General features: G+C 45.6%; 18 protein-coding genes. 4 read left to right on the top strand and 14 right to left on the bottom strand.

The annotated features are described in order from the left end of the window. Positions 1 to 71: 71 nt before the first annotated feature. From ACFPIB_RS11135 to ACFPIB_RS11120, 4 genes are all read right to left on the bottom strand, one after another. Entirely contained in the window at positions 72 to 419 is a 348-nt protein-coding gene (locus tag ACFPIB_RS11135; RefSeq protein ID WP_378017534.1) for a histidine kinase, read from the bottom strand. Positions 420 to 467: 48 nt separating this feature from the next. Then, a complete protein-coding gene (locus ACFPIB_RS11130) occupies positions 468 to 1,730 on the bottom strand; it encodes a PAS domain-containing protein (protein WP_378017533.1) in 1,263 nt (420 codons plus the stop codon). Positions 1,731 to 1,968: 238 nt separating this feature from the next. After that, positions 1,969 to 3,174, bottom strand: coding sequence for a GTPase HflX (gene hflX / locus ACFPIB_RS11125; protein WP_378017532.1), 1,206 nt, complete (start codon positions 3,172 to 3,174; stop codon positions 1,969 to 1,971). Positions 3,175 to 3,319: 145 nt separating this feature from the next. Continuing rightward, entirely contained in the window at positions 3,320 to 4,024 is a 705-nt protein-coding gene (locus ACFPIB_RS11120) for a SirB2 family protein (protein WP_378017531.1), read from the bottom strand. 169 nt (positions 4,025 to 4,193) lie between these two features. On the opposite strand from ACFPIB_RS11120, the gene ACFPIB_RS11115 reads away from it, so the two are divergent. Together ACFPIB_RS11115 and rfbC are read left to right on the top strand one after the other, a co-directional pair. Beyond that, positions 4,194 to 5,312, top strand: a complete 1,119-nt coding sequence (locus ACFPIB_RS11115; protein ID WP_378017530.1) for a glycosyltransferase family 4 protein — start codon at positions 4,194 to 4,196, stop codon at positions 5,310 to 5,312. 39 nt (positions 5,313 to 5,351) lie between these two features. Beyond that, a complete protein-coding gene (gene rfbC, locus ACFPIB_RS11110; protein WP_378017529.1) occupies positions 5,352 to 5,894 on the top strand; it encodes a dTDP-4-dehydrorhamnose 3,5-epimerase in 543 nt (180 codons plus the stop codon). 129 nt (positions 5,895 to 6,023) lie between these two features. On the opposite strand, the gene ACFPIB_RS11105 is transcribed toward rfbC, so the two are convergent. Further along, entirely contained in the window at positions 6,024 to 7,310 is a 1,287-nt protein-coding gene (locus tag ACFPIB_RS11105; RefSeq protein ID WP_378017528.1) for a UDP-N-acetylmuramoyl-tripeptide--D-alanyl-D-alanine ligase, read from the bottom strand. Between the two features lie 42 nt (positions 7,311 to 7,352). Between ACFPIB_RS11105 and ACFPIB_RS11100 the strand changes: the two genes are divergently transcribed. After that, complete coding sequence (locus ACFPIB_RS11100; RefSeq protein ID WP_378017527.1) at positions 7,353 to 9,623, top strand: T9SS type A sorting domain-containing protein; 2,271 nt, start codon at positions 7,353 to 7,355, stop codon at positions 9,621 to 9,623. A gap of 105 nt (positions 9,624 to 9,728) precedes the next feature. On the opposite strand, the gene ACFPIB_RS11095 is transcribed toward ACFPIB_RS11100, so the two are convergent. The 5 genes from ACFPIB_RS11095 to ACFPIB_RS11075 all read right to left on the bottom strand — a co-directional run bounded on the left by ACFPIB_RS11095 (position 9,729) and on the right by ACFPIB_RS11075 (position 17,477). Continuing rightward, the gene (locus tag ACFPIB_RS11095) at positions 9,729 to 10,514 is read right to left on the bottom strand and encodes an amidohydrolase (protein ID WP_378017526.1); all 786 of its coding nucleotides are present in this window, start codon (positions 10,512 to 10,514) and stop codon (positions 9,729 to 9,731) included. Further along, positions 10,501 to 12,096, bottom strand: coding sequence for a PAS domain-containing protein (locus ACFPIB_RS11090; protein ID WP_378017525.1), 1,596 nt, complete (start codon positions 12,094 to 12,096; stop codon positions 10,501 to 10,503). The genes ACFPIB_RS11095 and ACFPIB_RS11090 overlap by 14 nt, the downstream gene beginning before the upstream one ends. Positions 12,097 to 12,291: 195 nt before the next feature. Further along, a complete protein-coding gene (mfd, locus tag ACFPIB_RS11085; RefSeq protein WP_378017524.1) occupies positions 12,292 to 15,657 on the bottom strand; it encodes a transcription-repair coupling factor in 3,366 nt (1,121 codons plus the stop codon). A gap of 199 nt (positions 15,658 to 15,856) precedes the next feature. Beyond that, the gene (locus ACFPIB_RS11080) at positions 15,857 to 16,522 is read right to left on the bottom strand and encodes a porin family protein (RefSeq protein ID WP_378017523.1); all 666 of its coding nucleotides are present in this window, start codon (positions 16,520 to 16,522) and stop codon (positions 15,857 to 15,859) included. 259 nt (positions 16,523 to 16,781) lie between these two features. Further along, entirely contained in the window at positions 16,782 to 17,477 is a 696-nt protein-coding gene (locus ACFPIB_RS11075; RefSeq protein WP_378017522.1) for a porin family protein, read from the bottom strand. A gap of 171 nt (positions 17,478 to 17,648) precedes the next feature. On the opposite strand from ACFPIB_RS11075, the gene ACFPIB_RS11070 reads away from it, so the two are divergent. Further along, positions 17,649 to 18,728, top strand: coding sequence for an acyloxyacyl hydrolase (locus ACFPIB_RS11070; protein ID WP_378017521.1), 1,080 nt, complete (start codon positions 17,649 to 17,651; stop codon positions 18,726 to 18,728). A gap of 240 nt (positions 18,729 to 18,968) precedes the next feature. Here the strand turns inward: ACFPIB_RS11070 and ACFPIB_RS11065 are convergent, their stop codons facing one another. From ACFPIB_RS11065 to ACFPIB_RS11050, 4 genes are all read right to left on the bottom strand, one after another. After that, complete coding sequence (locus tag ACFPIB_RS11065; RefSeq protein WP_378017520.1) at positions 18,969 to 19,511, bottom strand: GNAT family N-acetyltransferase; 543 nt, start codon at positions 19,509 to 19,511, stop codon at positions 18,969 to 18,971. 106 nt (positions 19,512 to 19,617) lie between these two features. Continuing rightward, positions 19,618 to 20,280, bottom strand: a complete 663-nt coding sequence (locus tag ACFPIB_RS11060) for a porin family protein (RefSeq protein WP_378017519.1) — start codon at positions 20,278 to 20,280, stop codon at positions 19,618 to 19,620. A 264-nt stretch (positions 20,281 to 20,544) separates the two neighbouring features. Then, a complete protein-coding gene (locus ACFPIB_RS11055; RefSeq protein ID WP_378017518.1) occupies positions 20,545 to 22,083 on the bottom strand; it encodes a YifB family Mg chelatase-like AAA ATPase in 1,539 nt (512 codons plus the stop codon). Between the two features lie 201 nt (positions 22,084 to 22,284). Then, positions 22,285 to 23,532: a polysaccharide lyase gene (locus ACFPIB_RS11050; RefSeq protein ID WP_378017517.1), complete on the bottom strand. Its 1,248-nt coding sequence runs from the start codon at positions 23,530 to 23,532 to the stop codon at positions 22,285 to 22,287. Positions 23,533 to 23,947 lie beyond the last annotated feature (415 nt).

The following is a 23,947-nucleotide window of genomic DNA, read 5'->3' as shown; positions in this document are numbered from 1 at the left end:
TCAAACAAAAACGCTACCGTTTTACAATGAAAAACGGTAGCGTTTTAAGCTTAAAAAGTAAGGGTAATTTATCAGATCAGTTTATTTTCCAGCTGCGCGAGCAACCCTAAAAACTGCTCCGATGTGTTTTCAATGGTTTTTAAGCCGTCGTGGGCCTGGTCTATCTGGCCGCTGTTGTAAAGTTTAAATAAGTTTAAAGCCGTTGCGTTCAGTTCCTGGTGCGTTTCAGCCAATTGTTTCATTTCCGGTTCGAGCCCGTATTTGGGCAAACCGGTATCGTTGAACCAGTAACTCACCGGCCCGGTACTCGAAAAGAAAGCTTCATCAAAAGTACCTCCGTAAAGCACCGAGCGTACCTTCGATTTATAGAGGATGTGTTTGATCCGAAGTTGTTGAAAATCTATCTGCGCTGAATTCATAATATGCAGCTCTCCGCCGTGTCAGTCAATTCTAAAAATGGGGTGGAATTAAGCTTTTCCTAATTCCTGTAATTTCTGGCGGTATTTTACCTGTTCATCTACCACGTAACCAAAAACCAGAATGCCGGTAATTTTATCGGTATCGTCGTAAAGAGCCTGGTAAATAAAGTTCAGGTACACATCGTCTATTTTACCGGTATCGTGCAGGTCTAATTTTACCGGAATTTCTTCGGCAATAAACTCTTTACCGGTATTGTAAACATTATCCAGTATATCAATAAAACCTTGTTCTACTACTTCCGGCACGGCTTCGGCTACGGTACGGCCTTCCAGTTGGCGGTTCGGGAAAAGCTGCTGATATTTATCGTTTACCAATTTATAGCGGTGATCCGGGCCATCGAGCAAACAGAAAAATGCCGGCGCTTTCATGATCAGGTTTTCCAGCGTTTTGCGTTCCGTTTCGGCTTGTTTGTAAGCTATTTGCACCTGGTCAGAAAGAGCGGACATCTGCTCGTTGCTTTGCAATAATTCCTGCACCATCTGGCGCATGTCATGAATATCGGTGCAGCTGCCGGCCCACATAATAATGTTGCCTTGTTCGTCGCGCATGGGCTGGCTTTTACACAGGAACCAACGGTACTGCCCGTCTTTGCTGCGTTTGCGCACTTCCAACTGAATATCCTGGCCTTTATTAAAATTTTCGGACCATTTTTTTACGATGCTTTCCAGCTCTTTTGCGTCGTAAATTTCATTCCAGCGCTTATTATGCATCAGGTCTTCGGTGTTCACGCCCGAATAAGTAGCCCAGCGCTGGTTCAGGTAAGTAATGTTCCCTTCCGGGCTAAGCGTGAAAACCAGTTGCGGCAACGTTTCGGCCATAAACCGGAATTTATTTTCAGTAACGGAAAGCGCGATTTTGGTTTTTTCGCGTTCGGTTACATCACTGGTGTGCTGGATCAGGTATTCCACGTTGCCGTTCGCGTCGAGCACGGGTGTGTGCGAAGCTTCCCAATAACCTTCGTAAACGCCGCCGCCATCTTCTTCCGAACGGGTAATGCCATATCGGATAACATCCATGTAATCAGTCTGTTTGGTTTGCAGCGCTTTCTCCAGCGATTTCCGCACCGGGTTGTCTTCATAAGAAACCTGGCTATCCGGAAAAGCTTCCAGCAGGAAATGTTTGCCTATAATATCTTCCCGCTTGCGCATGGTAAGTTTTAAATAGGCATCCGTAGCGGCCAGAATTTTAAGCTCAGGCGAAACCACAACCATGGTTCCCGGAATATTCGCGAAAAGATTAAAAAAATCCATAAGTCTGAAAGCAGTAAAGTCAGTTGACTATACAATTAGGTTAAGATAAGAATTTTCTGGGCATGCAAGTTACTTCAATAAAATGAAATTGGTTAGCAATATTTTTATAGAATTGCCAGGAACAGCTTTTTATTTTATTATAAGTATTGAACAGTGTTATGAAACTGAAAACGCTACCACTTTTGCCCTGAAAAATGGTAGCGTTTTGCAGTAAAAAAGTGAAAATAAACGGCCGGAATTAATATTCCTGTTGCGGCAAATAATTCGGGTAGCGTTGCATGTGCAGTTCTTCCACGCGCTTAAAAAGTTCATCGCGCAGCTCGTCTATATTCTGGCGGTTGGTAGCAGAAATGAAGATGGCCGGGTTATGCATTTTGGCCATATAAGTAGCGCGTAATTCCTGAATGGTAGGTTTTTCAGCGCCGGTTCCCATGTCGTTCAGCTCTTCCATTTCCTGTTCGCGGTACTGGTCTATTTTGTTGAAGACCAATAAAGTAGGTTTGTCGCCGGCCTGAATTTCTTCCAGCGTTTTATTTACCACGGCAATGTGTTCTTCAAACGAAGGATGCGAAATATCTACCACGTGCACCAGCAGATCGGCTTCGCGCACTTCATCTAAAGTAGATTTAAAGCTCTCGATCAGTTTGGTTGGTAATTTTCTTATAAAACCTACGGTATCGGAAAGCAGAAAAGGAATGTTGTTAAACACTACTTTTCTTACGGTGGCATCTACGGTTGCAAACAGTTTGTTTTCCGCAAAAACCTCCGATTTCGAAAGCAGATTCATGATGGTAGATTTGCCTACGTTGGTATAACCCACCAGCGCCACGCGCACCATGCCTTCGCGGCTTTTGCGTTGCTGGAAATTCTGCTTGTCGATGGTCTTGAGTTTTTCCTTCAGCAAAGAGATGCGTTCGCGTACAATTCGTCTGTCCGTTTCAATTTCGGTTTCCCCCGGACCTTTCATACCAATACCACCTTTTTGCTTGCTTAAGTGAGTCCATAAACCGGTAAGGCGGGGCAATAAATACTGATATTGTGCCATTTCAATCTGGGTTCTGGCTTGGGCAGTTTGCGCGCGCAACGCAAAAATATCCAGGATCAGTAAGCTTCTGTCCACAATTTTAACTTCCAGCTCGGTTTCCAGGTTGCGCAGCTGCGAAGGGCTCAGGTCATCGTCGAAGATCACCATATCTACGTTGTGCTGCTTTACTAACGCTTTTATTTCCGCCAGTTTACCCGAGCCAACAAACGTTTTAATATCGGGTTTTTCGAGTTTTTGCGTGAAACGGTGTAGCGTTTTGGCGCCGGCGGTTTCGGCCAGAAATGCGAGTTCGTCTAAATATTCCTGCGTTTTATCTTCGGCCTGCTGTTTGCGGGTTACGGCTACAAGCACGGCGGTTTCCTGTTCTTTGGCGGTTTCGTAAGATCTTTGTTTGGCCATAATGTTGGTAAAAGTTCCGCTTGGCCGGGCTTTTCTGAAAATTTAAAAAGGCTCCGGCTTGCGTGAACGAATTTTTGTCTGAAATGAAGCCGCCGGCTTTTAGAACCGGCGGCAGTAGTTTTAAAACGTAAATATTGGCCGGAAGTTATTGCGCCAGCATTTGCGTGAAAGCACCAATTTCTTCGGCTTCCTGCTCCGTGATCTGTCCTTTAAAAGCCGGCATCAAACCACGGCCATTCAGAATCACATCTCTTCTTTCGGCCAGGCTCAGTGTGCTGCCAGAAAGATCTGTCGCGTTGTTCAGGCCTTTTTTGCCATCAAAACCGTGGCAACTTTCGCACTGCTGCACGTAAATTTGTTTGGCGTTGGCTAAAGCGGTTTCGCTCATTTCGGCGGTAATGGCCGGAGCAGTTTTTTCTTCCGAAATCATACCGTTTTCTTCCGTTACAGTTGCTTCCGGGGTTTCGGTCATGGCGGCTGGCGTAGGTTTTTTCATGTTCAGGCTTTTGGATTCGGCCACGCCATATACATAAAGAAAAATGATGAGCGCGAGGGCTACCAAAGGTTTATTCAGCTTTTTCAGTCCGATAATAGCCAGCGGAATAGCAACCAGCACCAATACAACTTTCGTGATCAGCCAGGTAGGAATGCCGTTGTACTGGAACATTAAATAGCCGCCGGTAACCAAAATAAGCGTACCGAAAATCATGTCGAGCACTTTGGTTTTTCTTTTCAGATTTTCCAGCGCCTGAATTTTATTGGTGAAAAGCATGAACGCTTTAATAATGAACAGGATCAGGAACAGGACTACCACTAAAACGTGGCTGTGCATAAAAGCGGTAATTGGCATAATTCCGTAATATTTCGGCTTAAAACTTGGTATTGGCAGCTAAGCTACTGCAAAGAACGCACACGCCCAAATTCCGGTAAAAAATTGCGTTGTTCGGGCTTTAAATATGACTGTTTAATTTGTGGCTGCCACACATTCTGTATCTTTGCCAGCTGTAAAACCGAGATTTATGCGCATCGCCATTGTAATAAATACTTCCTGGAACATTTTTAACTTCCGGATGAGCCTGGCCAAAGCCCTGATGGCGGCCGGACATGAAGTAGTGGCCATTGCGCCGCGCGATGCTTATTCAGAAAAACTGGAAGCCGCCGGCCTGCAATACGTGCCCGTAGAAATGGAAAATAAAGGCACCAATCCGGTAAAGGATCTGCTGCTCATCAAACAATTCCATAGCATTTACAAAACCGTTAAGCCCGACGTAATTCTGCAATACACCATAAAACCGAATATTTACGGAACGCTGGCTGCCAGACTTGCCGGTATTCCGGTTATTAACAATGTTTCGGGTTTGGGAACGGTTTTTATTGTAAAGAACCTGGTTTCGAAGGTAGCTTTGGCTTTGTATAAATTCGCTTTTCTGTTTCCGGTTAAAGTGTTTTTTCAGAACAACGACGACCGTCAGCTTTTCCTCGAACATAATTTGGTTTCCGAAAAAATTACCGAAGTTTTACCCGGTTCCGGCATCGATACGGTGCGTTTTAAACCAGCTGAAAATTTCGTGCGCCATCAGGATTTTCGTTTCCTGATGATCTCGCGGGTGCTTTACGAAAAAGGCATTGTGGAATTTGTGGAAGCGGCGAAAAAGCTGAAAGCTAAATATCCGGAGATCAGAATTCAGCTGCTTGGCTCTTTCGACGAAGCCGGAAATATTGGAATAAAGCGGGAAGCATTTCTGGACTGGATAAAAAACGGCGAGATAGAATATTTAGGCACTTCCGACGATGTAGCTTCCGTAATTGCTGAGGCCGATTGCGTAGTTTTACCCAGCTACCGCGAAGGCACACCAAAAACGCTTTTAGAAGCTGCGGCTATGGGTAAACCCATTGTAACTACCAACGTGCCGGGCTGCAAAGAAACGGTAATAGATAACCAGAACGGCTACCTTTGTGAAGTGCGCAGCGGCGAAGACCTGGCAGCTAAAATGGAAAAAGTATTGCTGCTGCCGGAAGAAAAATTACAGCAAATGGGAAAGGCCAGCCGAACTTTAGCCCTCGATAAATTCGACGAAAAGCACGTGATCGGGCAATATTTTAAAGCAATTCAACAGATTGCAAACGCCAAACGCTAGGGTTTCGGCCTTCAAAACTAAAAGCAAAATTTAACTTACATGGAATATAAAGAGCATCATTTAAAAGGCGTAATAGAATATACTCCAAAAAAATTCGGCGACGAACGTGGCTGGTTCATGGAATCGTATAACCGCCAGGCTTTGGAAAAACTGGGCGTGAATGTGGCATTTGTGCAGGACAACCAGTCGTTTTCTGTAAAGAATGTTTTGCGTGGTCTGCATTTTCAGAAACCGCCTTTTGCCCAGGCGAAACTGGTGCGTGTACTTTCCGGTAAAGCGCTGGATGTGGTGGTAGATATCCGCAAAGGTTCTCCGACGTATGGCCAGCATTTAAAAGTGGTTTTAGACGCCGAGCAAAGCAACCAGCTTTTTATTCCGGCGGGTTTTGCGCACGGTTTTTTAACCCTGGAAGACAATACTACATTCTTCTACAAATGCTCTGACTATTACAACAAAGAATCGGAGGGCGGTTTGCTCTGGAACGACCCTGCGCTAAATATTGACTGGAACGTAACAGACCCGATCGTATCGGAGAAAGACCAGGTTCTGCCAGGTTTAGAAGGATTTATTTCCGCGTTCTAATTTCAGGCGTTCGGTCTTCTGACTTTTACGCTTCAAAACGATGCCATTTAAAAAGCCCGGTACTGCTGTGCCGGGCTTTTGCTTTTTTAATTTATGTACAACTGCTGAATAGGAATTGCCTGTTACTTTTTACAGCAGATTCAATAGCGTTTCCAGACCCATGCCGCGCGAACCTTTGATCAGTAAATAGCTGTTTTTTACCGGATTTTGCTGCAGGTAATTTTCCAGTTCAGCTTTGGTTGCAAAATGTTTGATATTGGAGTTGGCCTTTGCCGCAGCGGCCATTTCTTTGCCACATAACCATACCGTTTCTATAGGCTGCGCCGCGATCAGTTCGCCTAATTTCCGGTGTTCCGTTTCGCTTTCGTTGCCTAATTCAAACATATCGCCGACAATTAAAACTTTCGGGCTTCCGGCACTGCTGCCAAAGTTTTTAATGGCCGCTTCCATGGAACTTGGGTTAGCGTTATAGGCATCGAGCAAAATAAAATTCGAGTTCTTTTCTATGATCTGCGAGCGGTTATTGGCCGGAATGTAATTGGCTAACGCTTCGTTTATTTTTTCTGCCGGCACATTAAAATATTTCCCGATACAGGCTGCCGCGGCAATGTTGTCGAAGTTGTACGAGCCCATTAAATGGGTTTTTACTTCCTGCCCGGCTTCGTCACGGAAAATAATATTCGGGCTGGTTTCCAGCAATTCGAAATGAAGATAATCGCCGGTATTCGGGTATGTAATCTTGTTTTCGATGCGGCGGCTCATGCGTTGCAAATGGTCGGAGTTGGTATTCAGAAAAATGGTGCCTTTCGTTTCATCTACAAACCGGTAAAGTTCACTTTTGCCTCGCGCCACGCCTTCCAGGCTGCCGAAACCTTCTAAATGCGCTTTCCCGATATTGGTAATAATGCCGTGCGTGGGTAAAGCAATGCGGCAAAGCATATCAATTTCGCCTTCGTGGTTCGCACCCATTTCAATAATGGCCATTTCGTGTTCGGGTTTTATGCGCATCAAGGTAAGGGGCACGCCAATATGGTTGTTCAGGTTGCCGATGGTATAAAGCGTATTGAATTTCCGGCTTAAAACAGCGTTGGTGAGCTCTTTGGTGGTGGTTTTGCCGTTGCTGCCCGTAATGCCAATAACCGGAATGCTAAGATGTTTGCGGTGATAAAGGGCAAGCTGCTGCAATGTTTCCAAAGTATTTTCCACGTACAGGCAACGGTCGGAGGCCATTTCTTCGTCCTCTACAATAGCGTAGCGGGCGCCTTTTTCCAGTGCCGCTTGGGCGAATTTTGCACCTTTAAAATTCGGGCCGTTCAACGCGAAAAACATGGAATTCTGCTGATCCGCGCGGGAATCGGTACTTACGAAATCGCAGGTCAGGAATTTTTTATAGAGAGAGGGAATGCTTTCCGCCATTATTTGTTAATTTTATAAGTCGAAATTTATATTCAAGCCGTTATGAAACACTGTTTTACCGCCATGTTACTGCTGTTCTTTACCAATGCGTATGCGCAGCAGGGTTTTTTGTTTGAGCAGAAGAACGATGTAAAAATAGTAATTGGAACCGATACCTTAAAACATGGTTGGGTAGGCGGCCTGAACTCCCCAGTTTTTTCCCGGATCGATCTGAACCAGGATGGGGTAGAAGATCTTTACATTTTCGACCGGGAAAATACGCGCTCCAACACGTTTTTAGCCGATAATTCTACCGGAACCTGGCAGTGGAAGCCGGCGCCGCAGTACGAAGCATTTTTTCCGGCCAAGCTGGATCATTGGGTGCTGTTGCGCGATTATGATGGCGATGGCAAGAAAGATATTTTTTCAGTGGAACCTTTAGGCCTGGTAGTTTACCAGAATATTACCCCGGCTGGCGGCCCGGTAACTTTCGGGCCAAAGCGGTTTCTGAAACAGGATACTTACGGCAAGAACGACGCCATGCTTACCGGTACATACACTTTGCCGGCTATTGCAGACATCGATGGCGATGGTGACCTGGATATTCTGAGTTTCGATGAAAATGACGGCACTTTTGTGTATCACTTCAAAAACAAGAGCCAGGAATTATTTAATAACAACGATAGCCTCCGGTTTACGAAAGACGCGATGAGCTGGGCCGGTATCCGCCGTTGCACCAATGCCGGACTTTGCAATTCCTTTACTTTCAACAATGCTTCTAACTGCAAAACCAACGGCACGAACCACGGCGGCGGTGCTTCCATTCTGGCTTTAGATCTGGATAATGACAGCGATAAAGACATTCTGGTAGGTACCGATATGTGCTCCGATCTGGTGCAGATGACCAATATCGGAACCTCGGCTTTAGCCAGCATGAATAATGCGAGTTTAAATTCCGTTTACCCGCCTAATACCACGCAGGCTGTTGTTCATAATTATCCGGCATCTTATTTCGAAGATGTGGATTTTGATGGCGTTAAAGACCTGCTGGTAGCGCCTTTTATCGATAATAATAAAGTTGAGAAAGTTGGTATGAGCAAAACGTCCTGGTTCTATAAGAACATGGCTGTTGCGGGTGCGGCGCCGGTTTTTGTTTACCAGAAAGACAATTTCCTACAAGATAAAATGATTGATGTGGGCGAATGGTCCCGCCCGGTTTTTGCCGATATTGATGCTGACGGCGATCAGGATCTACTGATCGGAAATTACGCCGATACGCGTCAGAATCAGTTTCTGAGTACGGTTAGTTTGTTTACCAACGTAGGAACGGCCACCAACCCGATCTTCAAGCTTACCGATCCGGATTACCTGCAATTTAGCCAGGCAGATATTAAAGATATTAAACTGCAGTTTGGCGATGTAGATGGCAACGGCAGCAAAGACCTGATCATCAAATATCTGCATAGCAGCGGCGCGGCCTCCTACGTAGATTTTATTCCGAACCAGGCGCAGCCAAACCTGCCTTATCAGTTTTCGCGCGCCAACCAGGTACGCATGGCTTTAGATACCGAAGGCTACGATTCGCCGTTGTTTTACGACATGGATGGCGATGGCGACCTGGATCTGCTTTTAGGAACGTATACCCAACCACCATCGCTGCCAAACCCTGGCGTGATTCGGTATTACAAGCGGGTAGGTGCTGATGCTACCAGCTATCAGTCGTGGAAAATAGAAGATGCTGATTTTGGCGGTATTCCGTGGGATTTCCCTTACAGAGATATTCAGCCTACCATTATTGATATGAACAACGACGGCAAAGTGGATATGGTAACGGTAGCGAATAGTGGCCGGATAGAAGTTTATTCGGACGTGATGAGCAACCTGACCGGTAATTTTACAGCTTATACGGATGTGCTTTTAAACACTATAAATAATGTGTACGAGCCAAGCAAATTCGGGCAGTCGCTCTATTCTGCTTTCGCCGATCTGGATGGCGATTCGAAGCCGGAAGCGGTAATTGGTACCAGCGGCGGCGGTGTGGTATTTCTGAAAAACAACAGCACCGTGCAGTTAGGGGTGAAAGAAAACTTTGCTGCCGATCTCAAACTGAACGTATATCCGAACCCGGCCAAAGAAATAGTAAATATTACCGCCGCCGAAAATGTGGAAATTGTTGTTTTTGATGCTGCCGGCCGTGAAGTTTCTATTAAGACCAATGGCTTCGGCAAACAGCATCAGCTTAACGTTGCGGGCCTGAAACCTGGCGTGTATTTCCTGAAAATTGCTACCAAAGATTTCCGTTCTACGGGCCGCACGTTTGTGGTTAACAAATAAAACGCTATTGTTTCAGCATGAAAAAGTGCTTTAAAAAACGGTAGGGTTTTAGCCTTAAAAAGTCAGAAACGGTACACTTTCTTAATTGAAAAGTGTACCGTTTTTTTATTGCAATTCAAACGCATCAGCATCTTCAAATGCCGGAAAACGTTGCCGGAAATTCTCCAGGTCGTTGTGGCTCAAGGTTTGGGTGTGAACAGCTTCGGTATGGGAAGGTAGAAAAAAAGTATTGCCTTGCGGCGTGCAGATGGCAGAATCGCCGGAATATTGGATGTTGTTTGCGTCTTTGCCTACGCGGTTCACGCCAATGCAGTAGCTCAGGTTTTCGATGGCGCGGGCGGGCAATAAGGTTTTCCAGGCGGCTGCGCGTTTTTCAGGCCAGTTGGCTACGTAAAGCAGCAGGTCATAAGGTTCCTGTTTGGTCCACCGGCTGAAAACCGGGAAACGCAGATCGTAGCAGACCAACGGGCAAATTTTCCAGCCCTTCCAAGGCACGATCAGTTTACTTTTTCCGGCCGAAAAGCTACCGTTTTCATGCGCCATCCGGAATAAATGACGTTTGTCGTAAGTAAATATCCGGGCGTCGGGCTGCACCCAAAGCAAGCGATTGTAATACTGGTTTTCTTCCTGGATAATGATGCTGCCGCAAATTGCTGCATTCTTTATTTTAGCCATTTCCAGAAGCCAGTTTACCGTTTGCCCGGCCATGTTTTCGGCGAGTTTTCCGGCGTTCATGCTAAAACCGGTGGTAAACATTTCGGGCAGGATTATCAGATCGGTCGGTTCGGTTATCGCAGAAATTTTTTGCGTTAAAAGCCTGAGATTCTCTGCCCGGTTTTCCCAGGAAAGTTCTGGTTGAATGAGCGTTACAGTAAGATCAGCAACTGTCATTATTTTCTATTTCGGTGCAGGTGCCAAACCATTTTTCAATTTTCCCGGCTGCATTATGCAACGGCCGGGCCTGGCTTAAAAACCGTTTATAATTACCGTCGGCGCCCTTTATGCGGTATTCTGCATTAAAAGATTTTCCGGTTTGGAGCGCATTTTGCCAACAGGCTTTTAAGTGTTCAATATCTTCTGGATGCACCAGTCTTTTCCAGATATCTGAATTATTATTGATCATTAAAAGGCCCGTATAATCGGCCCAGCGCTGGTTAAAATAATCGGGCGAGCCATCCGCAAAAGTTGTCCAGATCAGTTGCGGAATGGCGTTGATGATCTGTTTGAAATGGCTTTTGCTTTCTTCCAGTTCGGCAATAAGTTTCTGGCTATGCTCAATGGCTTTTTTCTGATCGTCAATATCGGTGCAGGTGCCCAGCCATAACGAAATAATGCCATTTTCGCCGCAAACAGGTACGGCTCTTGAAAGGAACCAACGATATTCGCCGGTACGCATATTCATCAGCCGGATCTCCTGTTCGTAAACTTCCTGCTTCTCTACACATGTGGTCCACATTTTGGTAACCCCTGCCAGGTCTTCCGGATGGATCACTTTTTCACCGCCGCCCAATAAGGTTTCGGGCAAACCGGTGTAGGCATACCAGGCCTTATTTAAATACTTTATGCCTTTGCCCGGGCCATGGCCTGGCTCAGAATACCACGCCAGGTTTGGCAGCGAATCGAGTAACTGGCGGAAACGTTCGTTGCTATCTTTAAGTTGTTGCTCGGTGCTAACCTGTTTGGTAATATCGAACATAGAACCTACCATCCGGTAAGCAATACCCGTTTCGTCGCGCAGAATATAGCCGCGTTCCATTACGTTGGCGTAAGTGCCGTCTTTGCGCCGGAAACGGTAACTGTCGGTCCATGTTTTACCCCCTTTTTCAATTACAGCGGTCATGCCGGTTACCACGCGTTCCTGATCTTCCGGGTGCACGCATTCAGCCCAGTCTTCGTTAAAAGGCAGGTCATGAATGTCGTATCCGAAGACATCTTTCAGGGTTTCACTCCACCAGATATGGTTACTCAGCAGGTCTACATCCCAGATCACATCGTAATTGGCCTGAGCCAGAATTTCAATGCGTTCGCGGTTGTTCTGAATGTAGTTTTGGGCCATTTGCTGCATGGTAACGTCTATTACCTGGTGCACAATGTAAAGCAGTCTGCCCTGCCCATCAAGTACCGGGTAATTGGTAGGCAGCCAGTAGCGTTCTTCAAAACCGCCGCCAATGCTTTTCGGCCGGGGAATATCGTAGCGCTGCACAGTCATAGAATGCGGCTTGCGACGTTTCAGAACCTGTTGCAGCGATCTTCCCAGGTTGTTTGTCGCATTTGCTTCCGGGGTTTCAGGGTTATCCGGAAAAACCTCGAAAATATGCTTCCCTTTAATGTTTTGTCGTTCAGTTAGCGTCGCTTTCAGATACGTATCCGAGGCATCGAGAATGGTGAGTTCGGGTGAAAGGATAAGATATAAGCCTGGAAGCGAAGCAAACAGGGTGTGGTAATCTATTGCAGCAGTAGTATGGGTTTGCATAGTGAACCGGCTAAATAACCATTTCTTGAGAAGGCGTAATTTGGCAATGCTAAAATAATCACTTTGTGTTAATAGTGTGATATGTGAAAAGCAATAAAACTATAAGTCTAAGATAGTAAAATTTTATATTTTTAATTATCAGCTGTTTAGTATACTGCTTTTCCGTGAACAGGCCACTTTTTATCGTTAAAAGCCCTAGCGTTTTTCCAGTAATTCTGCAAAAATTTCCCGGGCTGCCTTTATGGTTTTTACGCTGTCGAAGATCACAATGAGCTTGTCTTTGCTTTCTTTAAGCCTCGAAGATTTGCTGTGCGCCTGAACATAACCTAATACACGGCCAAAGGTTTCCGACTGGAAATATTTTTCGTTGTTTTCGGCCGGCAAGTAGCCTTTCATGGTTTCGCGCTTAATGGTCAGTTTCTCAAAACCCATTTCCTGCGCATCCCACCGGAGTTTTACGATCTCGATAAGCTGCACCACTTCTCTTGGCAACGCTCCAAACCGGTCGATAATGCTAGCCTGAAGTTTTTCCAGACTTTCCCGGTCTTTTACGTTATCGAGCTTGCTATACAAATTCAAACGCTCCGAAATATTGGCTACGTACGTTTCCGGGATCAAAACTTCCAGGTCGGTTTCTATGCTGCATTCGCGTACCAAATCCAGGAATTCGTTCAGCTTGTCCACATCGGTCTGGAACAGTTCGCGGAATTCGCCCTCTTTCAGTTCCTTCACCGCATCGTCCAGAATTTTGTGGTACATATCGAAACCCAGATCGTTGATAAAACCGCTTTGTTCGCCGCCCAGTAAATTTCCCGCGCCGCGAATATCCAAATCCCGCATTGCCACTTTAAAGCCATCGCCCAGATCGGAGAATTCTTCCAGCGTACTCAAACGTTTGCGGGCATCGGAAGGCAACCCGGAAACCGGCGGCGTGAGCAGATAGCAGAAAGCCCGTTTGTTGCTTCTTCCCACACGGCCCCGCATCTGGTGCAGATCGCTCAAACCGAACATGTGCGCCCGGTTAATAATAATGGTGTTGGCGTTGGGAATATCCAGCCCGGACTCGATGATGTTGGTGGAAACCAGTACGTCGTATTCATGATCTACGAACTGCATCATGCGTTTTTCCAGCGTGTCGCCGTCCATCTGCCCGTGCGCGAAGGTAACTTTGGCATCCGGCACGAGTTTCAGGATTAAGTTCGCAATTTCATCGATGTCTTTCACGCGGTTATGCACAAAGAAAACCTGGCCGCCGCGTTTCAGTTCGTAGCTAATGGCATCGCGGATCACTACTTCATCAAAAACGTGTAATTCGGTCTGAACGCCCTGGCGGTTGGGCGGTGGCGTAGCAATTACGCTCAGGTCACGCGCGCCCATTAAACTAAAGTGCAACGTACGCGGAATTGGCGTGGCGGTAAGCGTTAAAGAATCGACGTTCACGCGCATTTCTTTCAGCTTTTCCTTCGTTTTTACGCCGAATTTCTGTTCCTCATCGATCACCATTAAGCCCAGGTTTTTGAACTTCACATCTTTGCTTACTATGCGGTGCGTGCCTATCAGAATATCTACTTTTCCTTCACCTACGCGCTTGAGCGTTTCTTTTACCTGCTTCGGCGATTTAAAGCGATTCACAAACTCCACCGTGATCGGGAATTTCTCCAAACGGTCGCGGAAGGTTTTGTAGTGCTGCATGGCCAGAATGGTAGTTGGTACCAGCACGGCAACCTGTTTTCCGTCGCAGGCCGCCTTAAAGGCCGCGCGTATCGCAACTTCCGTTTTACCGAAACCTACGTCGCCGCAAACCAATCTATCCATCGGGTGCGGTTGTTCCATGTCGGCTTTTACGTCTTCGGTAGCTTTAGCCTGATCCGGGGTGTCTTCGTAAATGAAAGAAGATTCGAGTTCGGCTTGCAAAAATCCATCGGAAGTAAAAGCGTAACCGGGCGCGGTTTTGCGTTTGGCGTAGAGTTTTATGAGTTCTTCGGCAATGTCTTTAACTTTTTTCTTGACCTTGCTTTTCTTGTTTTCCCACTCCGGCGAACCCAGTTTGCTCATGCTTGGCGGCGTGCCTTCTTTGCCGGAATATTTGCTGATCTTGTGCAGCGCATGAATGGAAACGTACAAAAGATCGTCGTCGCGGTAAACCAACCGAATGGCTTCCTGCAATCTTCCGCCTACGTCTACTTTTTCCAGACCGGCGAATCTTCCGATACCGTAATCCTGGTGCGTAACGTAATCTCCGGGTTGTAACGTTCGGAGTTCTTTTAAAGTAAGCGCCTTATTTTTGCTGAATTTCGGTTTGTCTTTGTAGCGGTAGAAGCGTTCGAAAAGCTGGTGATCGGTGTAGCAAACCAGTTTCAACTGATCATCGATAAAGCCTTCGCGCAGGGAAATTAATAGATGCTGGAAACGTACGTCGTGATCAAGCTCATCGAAAATGGTGGTGAGACGGTCGATCTGTTTCGGCGATTCGGCAGCAATGATGTTAACGTAATCTTTCGCCTGGTTCTCATGCAGGTTTTTTACCAGCAGGCCGAAATCTTTGTTGAACGACGGTTGCGGATGGCCGGGGAACGGAAAAATGGTAGCTTCTTTGAAGTAAAAACGCTTGCCGAATTCCAGGATATCGAAGTTCTCCAGTTGCTTTTTAAAGTCTTTGCCGTTCTCAAAAAGTTGTTCCGGGTTCGAAACAATTTGCACGCCGCTGCTTTCCTGTAACATTTGCTCAAAAGCTTGGGCCGCTTTGTCGAACTGGTCTTTAATTACTTCCAGCGTTTGCCGCACATCTTTAAACCACAAGCGCGTGTTTTCCGGCAGGAAAGCTAAAAACGATTCGCGGGTTTCCTGTAAAAGCTTCGTCTGAACATTCGGAATGATGGAAATCTGCTTTTTGGTTTCTACCGAAAGCTGCGTGTTGGGGTTGAACGTACGGATGCTTTCAATTTCGTCGCCGAACAATTCCAAACGATACGGCAAATCGTTGGCGTAGGAAAAAATATCGATGATGCCGCCGCGAATGGCAAACTGACCCGGTTCGTAAACAAATTCAGTGCGCTCAAAGTCGTAGGTTGCCAGCAGTTCGGAAAGAAAATTGCTGTCCAGTTTTTCGCCGACTTTCGCCCCGAACGTATTGGCAACCAGCGATTTTTTGTTGATCACTTTTTCGGTGAGCGCTTCCGGATACGTTACAATTAATTCGCCTTTGGGGTGGCGCGCGCTGAGCTGATTCAGGGCTTCGGCGCGCATGAGAATGTTGGCGTTTTCGGTTTCGTCGAATTGGTACGCTTTTTTGTAGGAAGTAGGGAAAAGCAAAGGCGTTTTCTGGTCGCCGACCAAAGCTTGCAGATCGCTTAAAAAATAGGCGGCTTCTTCTTTATCGTGGAGTATGAAAATATTGTGGTGATCGGCGGCGGTGTAAAGCGCGGAAGCCAACACGGCATCCTGACTGCCAACTAACCCTTTAATTTGCAAACGGCTTTTTTCAGACGTGCGAAGGTGTTCGGCAATGGTTTGCACCAGCCCGTCGTGGCGGTAAAGTTGAAGAAAATCGGCTACTTTCAATCGGAATCAGTTTCTGTTTCTGGCTGCAAAGATACTCGTTTTTTGCGGGTAATATTGGGCAAACGCAGGAAGTAAGCTACGGGTTTTTCGGGCCAAAATCATAGCGTTTTCCGGCGGGAAAAGTTTAAATGTTCTAAAAAAGCAAAAACCCGAGCCGGGTGGAGCGGTTCGGGTTTTTGAAGCGGAAAGGATAGCGTTTTTAGTTGCCGCCAAACATCCAGCTTAAAGAAAGCATGAAGTTAGAATTTTTAACGTTCGGTTCTTCGCTGTCTTTGGTGTCGAAAATAGATTTAGCACCGCCGTTGTAACGCAGACCAATGCCTAAACCCATGTCAGACTGGTAACCAATACCGGCTACGTAGCCAAAATCGAAACCAGCATAAGCATCTTCGTCAATCTGGTATTCATTTTTATCGTCGTTAATTTTGTTGTCGTTGGCATCTCTTTTATCAACTTTTACCTCGCCGGTTGCTGCTGCTAAATAAGCCAGTTCAGGTCCCAGTTCAAAGTATAAGCCACCGGCATTAATGTTCAGCAGAATTGGCAGGGAAATGTAGTTCAGGTTTGTTTTAACTTCCAGATCGGTAGTGCCACCAAGTTCGTTATCGAATTTATTGTTCAACTGGTAGCCTTTAGAAGTGTAAAGTAATTCCGGTTTAATGCCCCAGAAATCGTCGATCTCATACAGGGTGGAAATACCAAAGTGGTAGCTGGTTTTGTAATCCGGATCGCCAAAGAAATCTTCTTTATCGCCGCCGGAAACAGTAGAGTAGTTTACGCCGCCTTTCACCCCGAATTTGAAGCCTTGGGCATTGGCAAAGCTGAAAGCAAAAACTGCTACAATTAATAGTAACGCCTTTTTCATAGTAATAGAATTTAGTGTAATAATTAGTTTTATTTTGACTATTGGTGTAATTGTATTTCTGCTATCTATACGTAATCGGGGAATAGAGTTGCAAAAATTATATTGATATTTGGTAATATTTTTTTTTAGAAATATATTAAACTTCTAATTTTTGTGGTGTAATTGTCTGGAAACCCACCTTTTAGGTGTTGCAATGCTTGGACGGTTTTGATGAGGTTTCAGGAGGTGAACTTCCCAAAATACAACCTTTGTCTGAGAATTATTCAGGAATTAAATACGATACATAGAGCTGCAAAACCTGGTTTCGGGCATTGGGAGCAGCCGGAACGCCGGGCGCCAGTGTGTCGGCATCGTCCAGTTTCCGGAAACCCTGCGAATACCGAATGCCCAAGGCTGCGCCGTTAGAACCCTCTAGCCGCAAACCGCCAGCCAAACCAAAATCGAAATTATGAAGCCTGTCCTGGCTATATTGGCGTATGGGGCTGTCGGTGCTGCTATCGGACCCATCGGGGAAGGTTTGCGTAATAAAAGCATCGTTGTGGTAACCAACCAGGTAAGAAAGCTGCGGGCCGGCTTCAAAGATCAAAAGCCCTAATTTAAAATTGAGCATTATCGGTAATTCCAGGTAATTAAGCCGCACGATGCCTCCCTGTTGCTCGGTATAAAGTAAATTCTGTTGTCCGTCTCTTATTTCTACCGGGTCGCTGAAATTTTCATAGCCTTTTCGGGTGTAAAGTAATTCCGGCTGAATGGAGAACCAGGTATTGCCGGGATATTGGATATTCACCATTAGGCCCGCATGCCAGCCCAACTTGTTATCAAAACCTTTTTCGTTTATGCCTTTAGCGGTTAGTCCCGAATAATTTAAACCGCCTTTGGCTCCAAACCGGAAATCCTGGGCCATAGCTTCAACCCCGGAAAATGCCAGCAGCGCCAGCAAAAGTAGTTTTTTCATAAAAATAGATAGCGTTTTTCTGGACTATACGTGAGTTAAAAATGATCGAATATGCGAATTGCGGAATTTGTGGTTCTGGCAATGGTATTTTATGATTCTGCCTTGTCGGTTAGCCTCGATTTGGGTTTCTAGCCCGTAATGCTGAAATTGTCTGAGATTTAGTTTAGCTGCATGCGCGTTTGCCTTATTTTGTTTTTTGCCTTGATCAGCATTGGGGTTTTTGCGCAGCAGGCGGCACAACCCTGTATTTTTGGTGCGTATGCTCACGGCGGATTTATAATTGCACATTCGCCGCTCATGCAACATTTAGCGGTTTCGCACCCCACTGGTTTTGAGCTGAATGTGCAGAAACAAACTACCGGCAAAAAAGCCTGGCACCAGCTTTACCAATTCCCGAAAGTTGGCTATTCGCTGGTGTATTTCAATTACCATAATCCGAAACTTGGAAGATCTTTTGCGGCCAGCACCTACATTAATAAAACGCTGTTGCGCGCCGGAAAAGGCGAATTGAATTACCGGCTGGGCCTGGGTGTTGCGTATTTAACCGAAGGCTATGACCAGGAAACGAATCATAAAAACAGCGTAGCGAGTTCAGCTATAAATGCTGCGTTGCAAACCCGTTTCGAATATGATTATCGCGTAGCGCCGCATTATTCGTTGCTGCTGGGTTTAGGCTTGAATCATTATTCCAACGGCGCAACTAAAAAACCGAACCTGGGCATTAATATTCCAACCATGAGTTTTGGCGTCAATTTCCATACCGTTCCGGCTTATATTACCGAACCAAAAACGCTACCCGAATTCAATAAAAAACTGCTATACACGATAAGCACAACCGCCGGCTGGCGACAGATCGGTCCGTTGGATACCAGAAAATATTTTGTGCAATCGGTATCGTTAGCGGCCGCAAAACCTTTAAACCGCAAAAGTAACCTGGTTTTTGGCGCCGAAGGATTTTACGATCGTTCCCTGAAAGTGCAGCAGCAAACCGATACTACGTTAACCGGCAAACCTTTTCCGGATACAAAAAAAATAGGCGTATTTCTGGGGCATGAATTATGGTTCGGTGATCTTGCGCTGGAAACGCAACTGGGTTTTTACGCTTACCGGCCTTATAAATCAGGAACGCCCTATTACGAACGGTTGGGTTTAAAATACCACTTCACTCCCAAAATATTTACCGCGCTCGATCTCAAGATTCACGGTTTTGCCGCCGATGTACTGGAGTATCGGGTGGGGTATCGGTTTTGAATGCTTGAATTGGAGAATGCTTGAAAAACTGACTTTACGCAACCAGGAAGAAAGTCCCCCTTTGGAGGGGGCTAGGGGGAGGACTCACGCATTCCTGATTTATGAATTATCAGATAAAGTGAACATCCTCCCCCTAAACCCCTCCAAAGGGGGACAAAAAATGTATAATGCTTGTGAATAAAAGATTGAGTTATTTTTGATAAGTAAATTCAACCATTCAACCATTTAACCATTCACTCATTAATTCAGCGAAGGGCCGGGAATAACTTCCGGAGCGTTAGGATCTACGGTTTTCAGGCGCAGTCCCAGAATAAGCAGATCATATTCTTTGTCTTCTATTTCGGCAACTTTTGGTAAATGGCCCCAGATGGTAAAACCAGCTTTGCCAAATAAACCGATGCTTGGTGCGTTGTGCGAAAAAATGAAACCCAGCAGAGTCTTGATCTTCAGTTTCGGACTCAGTTTAATTATGTATTCCAGCAATTCCCGCCCAATGCCTTGTCCACGGTAATCTTCCCGTAAATAGATCGCAATTTCGGCGGTGTGGTCGTATGCCGGGCGGCCGTAAAACGATTTAAAGCTGATCCAGGCTACTATTTGTTCATCTTCCACAGCTACCCAAAGCGGGCGCTTTTCCGGGTTGTGGCTTTCGAACCAGGCTGTTTTTTCTGCTACCGTTACGGGTTCGGTATCGGCGGTAACCATGCGGCCGGCAATAGTGGAGTTGTATATTGCCACAATTTCGGGCAAGTCGGATATTTTAGCGTCGCGGATCGTGATCATGGGGCAAAATTACGCAGAAAAGCATAAAAAAACTGCTTCAGTTTTATATAAACCGAAGCAGTTCTTTCAGGTCAGATTTTTAATGTATGGATCAGGAATTTATTTCTTAGAAATTTACCGGCATTAAATAGCTTATACCCAGTTGAAGAGTGGAATTTGTAGCATTTTGCGGAATGAGTGCGTGCGGCGAACCATGCAGATTGCGTAAACCCAAAGCATAGCGGGCGTCTATAGAAAGGCCATTTTTAAGGCAATAACCTACGCCTGCAACGGCACTGATATCGAAAGGACGCGTGTAGGCATACAGATCGGTGGTAGTGGCAGCGCCTTCAGCAACCAGCGCTGAGTTTTGAATTTCGGCTGTAGAGTTTAAGAGCACTGAAAATTGCGGGCCAACCAATGCAAAGAAATTCCCTTTGCGGTTCCGTTCCGACACATTGCCGCCTTTTCTGTAGCAGAAGAACGAACGTTTATAAAGCACCGGCATTTCCAGATACGTCAGCGAATTTTTTACATTAATTTCCGATTGCTCAAAGCCTTTGTCGGAATATAAAAGCTCCGTCCGGACTGCATGTTTTTTATTGGCGAGGTAATTTGCAGTTATTCCGGCATTTACACCATAAATACTTTTGCTTGAAGAACCGTCTTTGAGGATGTTGGCCATGTTGGCTCCTGCTCTAATACCAACAGATAATGGACGAATAATGTCCTGCGCTTGTACCGCCATACCGCTAAGTACCAGGAATGCGCCTAGTAATAGTTTTTTCATAATCAATTCGGAAGTAAGGTTGAGAGAGTATTTTAAAATATCTAATAATATTTTGAACATTTACGGGGTTAAAAGTAAAATAGTTATAAATAATTTAAATAAATTTATAAAAAAAATAATTTCAAACATTATCCGCCGCTGGTTTGTTTAGCTTGGGTTTTGTTGGATAATTCATAATTTTAAGAGCATTTCGGAAGGCCCTGAACGCAAAAAACCGGCCAAAAGCCGGTTTCTACTTTGTTGTGCGGAACAATATTTTTTTGTCTAGCCAGCCCAACCTTCACGGTCTAAGCTGCGGTATTGAATGGCTTCGGCCAAATGTTCTACTCTTATTTCTTCGCTTCCGGCCAGGTCGGCAATGGTGCGGCTTACTTTTAGAATTCTGTCATAAGCCCGCGCCGAAAGTCCTAAGCGTTCCATAGCGGTTTTTAGCAGTTTTTTACCGGCTTCGTTTATCTGGCAAATATCTTTCACCATTTGCGACGGCATCAGCGCGTTGGCATGAATTTCCGGGAATTCCTGAAAACGGGTTGATTGTACCTCGCGGGCTTTTATTACACGTTCCCTAATTACGGCGCTGCTTTCAGTTTTGCGGGTTTCCGTCATCTGATCGAAGGTTACCGGCGTTACTTCCACGTGCAGGTCAATTCTATCTAAAAGCGGGCCGCTAACTTTGTTCAGATAACGCTGTACAACGCCGGGGCCGCAAACGCAATCTTTCTCGGGATGGTTGTAGTAGCCACAGGGGCACGGATTCATACTGGCAATGAGCATGAAATTGGCTGGGAAATCGATGGAAATTCTGGCGCGGGAAATGGTTACTTTGCGTTCTTCCAGCGGCTGGCGCATTACTTCTAAAACCGTGCGCTTAAACTCCGGAAGTTCATCCAGAAACAAAACGCCGTTGTGCGAAAGCGAAATTTCGCCGGGTTGCGGATTACCGCCACCGCCAACCAAAGCCACATCGGAAATGGTGTGGTGCGGCGCGCGGTACGGCCGGGTAGAAAGCAAAGAAGCAGCTTCGCCCAATTTACCGGCTACCGAATGAATTTTGGTGGTTTCCAGAGCTTCATGTAGGCTTAATGGCGGTAGAATAGATGGCAAACGTTTAGCCAGCATGGTTTTACCGGCACCCGGAGGCCCGACCATAATGACGTTATGACCACCGGCGGCGGCAATTTCTAACGCGCGTTTTATATTTTCCTGGCCCTGCACATCGGCAAAATCGGCGAGGTATTTATCTACGTTACTCTGGAAAATTTCGCGGGTATCTATTTTAGTCGCTTCAATCGGATCGTCGCCCCAGAAAAAACCAATAGCTTCTTTTATATTCTTAACGCCGTAAACTTCCAGGTTATTCACAATGGCAGCTTCGCGGGCGTTTTGGGCGGGCAGAATAATGCCTTTAAAACCTTCTTTTCGCGCCTGAATGGCAATGGGCAACGCACCTTTTATAGGTCTTAGTTCACCATCCAGAGACAATTCGCCCATAATTAAATAGTCCCCTAATCTATCGGCAGGCATTTGTTCGGAGGCAGCAAGCATTCCCAGCGCAATAGGCAGATCGTAGGCTGAACCTTCTTTGCGGATGTTGGCGGGCGCTAAATTGATGATCACTTTCTGGCGCGGCATACGGTACCCGTAATGTTTCAGTGCCGATTCGATGCGTTGTTCGCTTTCTTTCACGGCGCTGTCGGCGAGGCCTACCATGAAAAGTTTGGTGCCAGGCGTTACGTTTACTTCTATGGTAATGGTGGCCGCGTTTACGCCGAAAACAGCGCTGCCGTAAGTTTTGGTAAGCATACTTTTTTTGCTCTGAAGGGTACCGTTTTTAATTCAGATTCTCTGAAAATTTGTCTGCCAACAGTAGGTGTAAGAAATAAATTCCGGAGTACAGGAATTTTTATTTCCGGCAGAAATAGTTTTGAGTTTTTGTTACTGCAAGTATACCGTTTTAAGAAGTAAATCTGTAAGCTATCCAAAATCAAACAGCGCTGGTTGCCATTATTGAATGGTAAAATTGATTACGTACGGGGTTCCGGTTGCGGCACCAAGACTGTTCTTCGTGCCTAAGTAGGCATTGGCTTCTAGTCGGTAGTTACCAGCAGGCGCTGTCCATACACTATAACGGCCATTTTTGTAACCAAACAAGGCATAAGGCGCTACATCGGTGATCACGGTTTTAGCAACTGCGCCGCTCATTATAAACTTTACTACCGGGCCGCTGCCTGTGGCCGTATTCGCGCGGATATTGAATTTAGAAACACCCAGCGCATTACGGTTAATAATTTCACCATCTGTTAAAGTTTTGATATCCTGATTTGTGGATGCATTTACTAAGGTATAACTCACCACTCCGGCATTGGTTGGCGGCGGCGGGGGAGGATTAATATTAGTCGTATCGCCAATCATTTCTGTAAACGACGCATTCGAATTTCCAACCCTTACATTATCGTAATATACCACTCTGGAGGTGTGGATGGAGCTTTTGTCCTGGAACGATGATTTATAGATCCCGATTTTCCATTTTGGCAGCTGCAAATGTATGTTGCGCCCCGGAATTGTATGGATCTTTACGCTATCGCGCCAAACCTCGATCAGCCCATCCGAATTCTTGGAGTGAATGAAGTGAAATACGAACTGGTGCCACTTATCTTTGGGAATATTATTAAAACCGTTGATTGAGTTTGCGTTTGAAGTTGTGCCGAACAGGTCGTACTTCATTAGGGTAGATGACTTTAAAGGCGGCGTTACTTCCAGAAATAATTTGTCCTGTTGAGCCCGGATCGTCGTTTCGTCACTTCCGTCTTCGTACCACTGATTAATACAATCGCGGGTATCGTCGTACTCAAAACCTACCGAGGGGAAAAAGACTGCAAAAGAATACCAGATGTCGCGCGGGAAATTCGGGTATTCTGTTCCTTTAATTATGGTTACTTCGGAGCGAATGCCTTTGGAAACGAGGGGCTGACCTTTCCGGATCTCGAAGCGGGCAGCCTTTGCACCCTGGTAAGCCGGGTTCGTTACTGTCGATAAAGTCCAGGTGGTGCCACAATTCTCAATTGCATGCGCCGTAGAGAAAATGGAAGAACCTTCCATATCTTCTTCATATAATAAATTAGGTGATCTTGCGCCTGTAGCTGTTGAAGAAATAACTGCGCCGGTTTTTTCGAATTCTGCCTTCTCGCAGGCTACTGTAAGCATCCCAAAGGAGGCGAGAATTAATGAAAGTATGGATATGTTCTTCATCATAAAAAATAATTAATTTACTATGCCTTATGCTGCAAGGGGCAATTCTGCGAGTGTTATTCCTGGTCAGCTTTTTACCGCAACTATTTACTTAAAGCGCATATTTACTTTTAGCGAAGTGTAAAAGGGGAGGTGTGGCAATTGTTGGTAATGATGCACTTATCAAGAGTATATGCCGAAAGGCTGAATAATAACCCTAAAAGGCCGTCGAGTTGTAGCGGCCTTTTTTGTTTTCCTAAATTCGGAAGATCGGAGGTGGAAGAAGTGCTCTTTAACAGATCTGAAAATTGAATGTTTGGATTCAATTTTTTATGCTACCTGCTTTGTTTGGGTAGATATTATTATCAGAAGTTATTAAAGCCAGAGCCTGACTTGTAGGAAACCGTGGCTGCTTTTTTAGAGAGCTAATTTTAAGCCA

Origin of the sequence: Adhaeribacter terreus (assembly GCF_042657365.1) — a bacterium.
In the GTDB taxonomy this organism is placed as follows: Bacteria; Bacteroidota; Bacteroidia; order Cytophagales; family Hymenobacteraceae; genus Adhaeribacter_A; species Adhaeribacter_A terreus.
Note: the sequence above shows the minus strand (reverse complement) of the source record. Positions and strands in the feature narration are given on the sequence as shown.

What these genes read in the sequence shown, in the direction of transcription:
- ACFPIB_RS11105 (WP_378017528.1), bottom strand. Translation starts at nt 7,310, where the DNA reads ATGGCGGAAAGCATTCCCTCTCTCTATAAAAAATTCCTGACCTGCGAT.
- ACFPIB_RS11120 (WP_378017531.1), bottom strand. Translation starts at nt 4,024, where the DNA reads ATGCCAATTACCGCTTTTATGCACAGCCACGTTTTAGTGGTAGTCCTG.
- ACFPIB_RS11095 (WP_378017526.1), bottom strand. Translation starts at nt 10,514, where the DNA reads ATGACAGTTGCTGATCTTACTGTAACGCTCATTCAACCAGAACTTTCC.
- ACFPIB_RS11130 (WP_378017533.1), bottom strand. Translation starts at nt 1,730, where the DNA reads ATGGATTTTTTTAATCTTTTCGCGAATATTCCGGGAACCATGGTTGTG.
- ACFPIB_RS11080 (WP_378017523.1), bottom strand. Translation starts at nt 16,522, where the DNA reads ATGAAAAAGGCGTTACTATTAATTGTAGCAGTTTTTGCTTTCAGCTTT.
- ACFPIB_RS11055 (WP_378017518.1), bottom strand. Translation starts at nt 22,083, where the DNA reads ATGCTTACCAAAACTTACGGCAGCGCTGTTTTCGGCGTAAACGCGGCC.
- ACFPIB_RS11070 (WP_378017521.1), top strand. Translation starts at nt 17,649, where the DNA reads ATGCGCGTTTGCCTTATTTTGTTTTTTGCCTTGATCAGCATTGGGGTT.
- hflX (WP_378017532.1), bottom strand. Translation starts at nt 3,174, where the DNA reads ATGGCCAAACAAAGATCTTACGAAACCGCCAAAGAACAGGAAACCGCC.
- ACFPIB_RS11060 (WP_378017519.1), bottom strand. Translation starts at nt 20,280, where the DNA reads ATGAAAAAACTATTACTAGGCGCATTCCTGGTACTTAGCGGTATGGCG.
- ACFPIB_RS11090 (WP_378017525.1), bottom strand. Translation starts at nt 12,096, where the DNA reads ATGCAAACCCATACTACTGCTGCAATAGATTACCACACCCTGTTTGCT.
- ACFPIB_RS11100 (WP_378017527.1), top strand. Translation starts at nt 7,353, where the DNA reads ATGAAACACTGTTTTACCGCCATGTTACTGCTGTTCTTTACCAATGCG.
- ACFPIB_RS11050 (WP_378017517.1), bottom strand. Translation starts at nt 23,532, where the DNA reads ATGATGAAGAACATATCCATACTTTCATTAATTCTCGCCTCCTTTGGG.
- ACFPIB_RS11135 (WP_378017534.1), bottom strand. Translation starts at nt 419, where the DNA reads ATGAATTCAGCGCAGATAGATTTTCAACAACTTCGGATCAAACACATC.
- ACFPIB_RS11115 (WP_378017530.1), top strand. Translation starts at nt 4,194, where the DNA reads ATGCGCATCGCCATTGTAATAAATACTTCCTGGAACATTTTTAACTTC.
- ACFPIB_RS11065 (WP_378017520.1), bottom strand. Translation starts at nt 19,511, where the DNA reads ATGATCACGATCCGCGACGCTAAAATATCCGACTTGCCCGAAATTGTG.
- ACFPIB_RS11075 (WP_378017522.1), bottom strand. Translation starts at nt 17,477, where the DNA reads ATGAAAAAACTACTTTTGCTGGCGCTGCTGGCATTTTCCGGGGTTGAA.
- rfbC (WP_378017529.1), top strand. Translation starts at nt 5,352, where the DNA reads ATGGAATATAAAGAGCATCATTTAAAAGGCGTAATAGAATATACTCCA.